This window comes from Komagataeibacter intermedius TF2, assembly GCF_000964425.1.
Taxonomy (GTDB): Bacteria; Pseudomonadota; Alphaproteobacteria; order Acetobacterales; family Acetobacteraceae; genus Komagataeibacter; species Komagataeibacter intermedius.
Genome location: NZ_BANF01000150.1, coordinates 1 through 2537 on the forward strand (window position 1 = coordinate 1; position 2537 = coordinate 2537).

5 protein-coding genes and 1 pseudogene are annotated in these 2537 nt (G+C 51.7%); 4 read left to right on the plus strand and 2 right to left on the minus strand.

What is annotated here, in order from left to right; all coding sequences use genetic code 11:
- Positions 1–223: 223 nt before the first annotated feature.
- The 4 genes and pseudogenes from B7449_RS19880 to B7449_RS23700 form a co-directional block, all read left to right on the plus strand.
- Complete coding sequence (locus B7449_RS19880) at positions 224–580, plus strand: helix-turn-helix domain-containing protein (RefSeq protein ID WP_110581363.1); 357 nt, start codon at positions 224–226, stop codon at positions 578–580.
- Between the two features lie 143 nt (positions 581–723).
- The gene (locus tag B7449_RS14845) at positions 724–903 is read left to right on the plus strand and encodes a type II toxin-antitoxin system HicA family toxin (RefSeq protein WP_019087453.1); all 180 of its coding nucleotides are present in this window, start codon (positions 724–726) and stop codon (positions 901–903) included.
- 10 nt (positions 904–913) lie between these two features.
- Positions 914–1330, plus strand: coding sequence for a type II toxin-antitoxin system HicB family antitoxin (locus B7449_RS14850; protein WP_048883758.1), 417 nt, complete (start codon positions 914–916; stop codon positions 1328–1330).
- Between the two features lie 75 nt (positions 1331–1405).
- Positions 1406–1657, plus strand: a pseudogene (locus tag B7449_RS23700) (hypothetical protein); the annotation flags it as partial.
- Between the two features lie 87 nt (positions 1658–1744).
- Here B7449_RS23700 and B7449_RS14860 read toward each other — a convergent pair.
- Positions 1745–2260 carry a GNAT family N-acetyltransferase gene (locus B7449_RS14860; protein ID WP_039736222.1) on the minus strand — a complete coding sequence of 172 codons (516 nt, stop codon included), beginning with the start codon at positions 2258–2260 and terminating at the stop codon, positions 1745–1747.
- A gap of 22 nt (positions 2261–2282) precedes the next feature.
- Positions 2283–2537 (minus strand): helix-turn-helix domain-containing protein (locus tag B7449_RS14865; RefSeq protein WP_148431349.1); only part of this gene is annotated, 255 nt, incomplete at its 5' end.

The following is a 2537-nucleotide window of genomic DNA, read 5'->3' on the forward strand; positions in this document are numbered from 1 at the left end:
ATCGCGGCTACAGCAGACTATATCAAGGCCTAACAGGCCCTAGCGGTATGCCAGCTAACAGAAAGCGGCAGAGCTGCTGGACGAATTCAGGGCATTTCCAAGTGAGAGTGAAGATAGGATGCATAAAATGCATTCTGTGGATCCTATAAATATTATTTTGTTGTTGAATTTTTAATCTGGGATTTATATTAGGTTTGAAGGAAAACAATTTTAGGAAACAAAAATGGCTAAGGAAGCACGCGGAAAACTTGAAAAATCCTTTGGAGAACAGTTAAAAACGGCAATGGATAAACGCCATGTCAGCCGTAAAGAGATTGCAGAGGTTCTGGAATGTTCTAACCAAGCAGTAAGGAACTACACGCTAGGGGTATTTTTCCCGAAGACTGAAAAACTTATAGCGCTTGAAAAGTTTTTGAAGGTTCGATTTGTTATGGACAATCCAAACATATTTGAACCAATATATGAAAATAACGAAAAATCCGAACCTTATGAAAATCTGACGATCGCTCAAGCTAAAACTGCTTTGAGCAAGTCGTTAGGCGTTCCACCGGAAAAAATTAAGATTTTGATCGAAGGTTAGCCACCAAGCCTTACACCCCAGTTCTAGTTCAAGCGGGTTCGCAGTAGCGACGGCCAGAGGCTCCCACAGGACGCCTTTGGCGCGCTATCCCACATCATATGGTTTCTGTTGAACAGGAATTATGTCGTGTGTATGATGTGTAAATGAAAAGTGCCGATCTGATCCGGGAGCTGGAAAAGGCAGGCTGGAAGCTGGATCGCGTGCGCGGTTCACACAACGTCTTCAAGCATCCATCGCGACCAGGGATCGTGGTTGTCCCGCATCCCAAAAAGGATCTGGGCACCGGTCTGGTTGCCGCCATCCGCAAACAGGCGGGTCTTTAGGAGGATCATCATGCGCTATCCGGTTGTTATCGAACGGGGCAGCGAGACAACGGCATTTGGCGTTGTCTTTCCTGACCTTCCCGGCTGCTTTTCGGCAGGCGATACACTCGATGAAGCCATTTCCAATGCGGAAGAGGCTGCTGCGGCATGGATCGACGCCACGTTGGATGCCGGAGACGCTGTCCCTTCTCCCAGCACGCTCGATGCTATCCAGAACAACCCAGATTATGCAGGTTGGACAATGGGCTTTGTCACCATTGACCCGGCCGTCCTCGATGACCGGGTGGAACGGGCGAATATCTCTCTTCCCCGACGCGTTCTGGAGCGGTTGGATGCACTTGCCAGATCATCCCATGAGAGCCGTTCCGGCATGATTGCGGCCATGACCCTGCAGGCAAGACTTACACCGGTGGTCAGGGGTAAATGAACAACCAGAACACAGGAGATCGGGCGATGTAGGTACGCTCGGAAATCATTCCGCGCGTCATGGAGGGAAACTCCCATGTCTCGCACCTATCATCACAGCCGAAAACACGGCCGGGACCATCGCTGGGCCAATCGGCCGGATCGCTGTGGTTATGGAGGCTCACGTGATGCCTCTGAATCTCCAAACTGGTACAGCCATCTGCACGACATCCGTCCTGGCCGTCATCATGACAGGCATATTGCCCGCCTGGTCATCAAGGGCGACCTCGATCCTGTCGAAGCGGTCTTTCCGTATACCGGAACCCGGCGACCCCACGAATATTACTGGACTGACTACACGAAAGTGCGTTCTGCGTACGCTTGCATCGAACGTAAAGTGAACTTGTCCGATTGGGTAATCGCGGCTGGGCGAGCTCTATGGAGTTGCCACATGGGTGCAGAGTTCATCTTGGTCACGTGCCGACGCGTAGACCATTTTCTCGCCTACCGCTGCTAACCCGAGCGATTGAGCCAACGCTAATGAAGGCAGGTTGTCAGGATGAATAAAAGCTTGAAGTGCTATTATATTCAGGCGCTTCTTAGCTACGGCGAGTGCAACTGGTGCACCCTCACGCATAAAACCCGCTCCCTGATACTTCTCTCCCAGCCAGTACCCCAAGACCCCGAATGAGCGTGTCGCGTTGAGATAGACGCCAAACCAGCCTACGAACGCGCGGTCTTCCGTCCGCTCGAACCCAAAGACGCACGCACGTCCAGCTGCTTCAGCCTCACCAATACGACGGATACGCGAAGCCGCATCCGTTGTAGAAAATGGCGTGGGAAAATTGGTCAGCCAGCGGCTTACTTTGGGTGTCATAAGTGCCGACACGTCAGCAGCATCTGACAGCTTTAGAGATCGAAGATTGAGCCTGCGGGTGGTAAGCAGTTTCATCTGGGGCGCTTGGCGCATGCTTCTACGTCCCCTCAATGAGGTTTAGCGCAGATTTCCGTCCTAACGTTCGGTAAACGGTCGGACGAGAGATGGAGAACAATTCAGCCAGATCGCTGATTGAGTAGTCGCCGGTATCATACATACGACGAAGCTCTTTTTGCTGACGTTCAGAAAGCTTGGGTTTCTTTCCGCGTAGTTTACCTTTGGCGCGTGCAACAGCCATGCCTTCACGTGTACGCATCCGGATCAGATCGGCTTCAAACTCCGCGAAAGTCGC

Excerpts from the sequence above, each read along its gene's own strand:
- B7449_RS14845 (WP_019087453.1), top strand. The coding sequence starts at position 724 with ATGAAAAGTGCCGATCTGATCCGGGAGCTGGAAAAGGCAGGCTGGAAG.
- B7449_RS14850 (WP_048883758.1), top strand. The coding sequence starts at position 914 with ATGCGCTATCCGGTTGTTATCGAACGGGGCAGCGAGACAACGGCATTT.
- B7449_RS14860 (WP_039736222.1), bottom strand. The coding sequence starts at position 2,260 with ATGAAACTGCTTACCACCCGCAGGCTCAATCTTCGATCTCTAAAGCTG.
- B7449_RS19880 (WP_110581363.1), top strand. The coding sequence starts at position 224 with ATGGCTAAGGAAGCACGCGGAAAACTTGAAAAATCCTTTGGAGAACAG.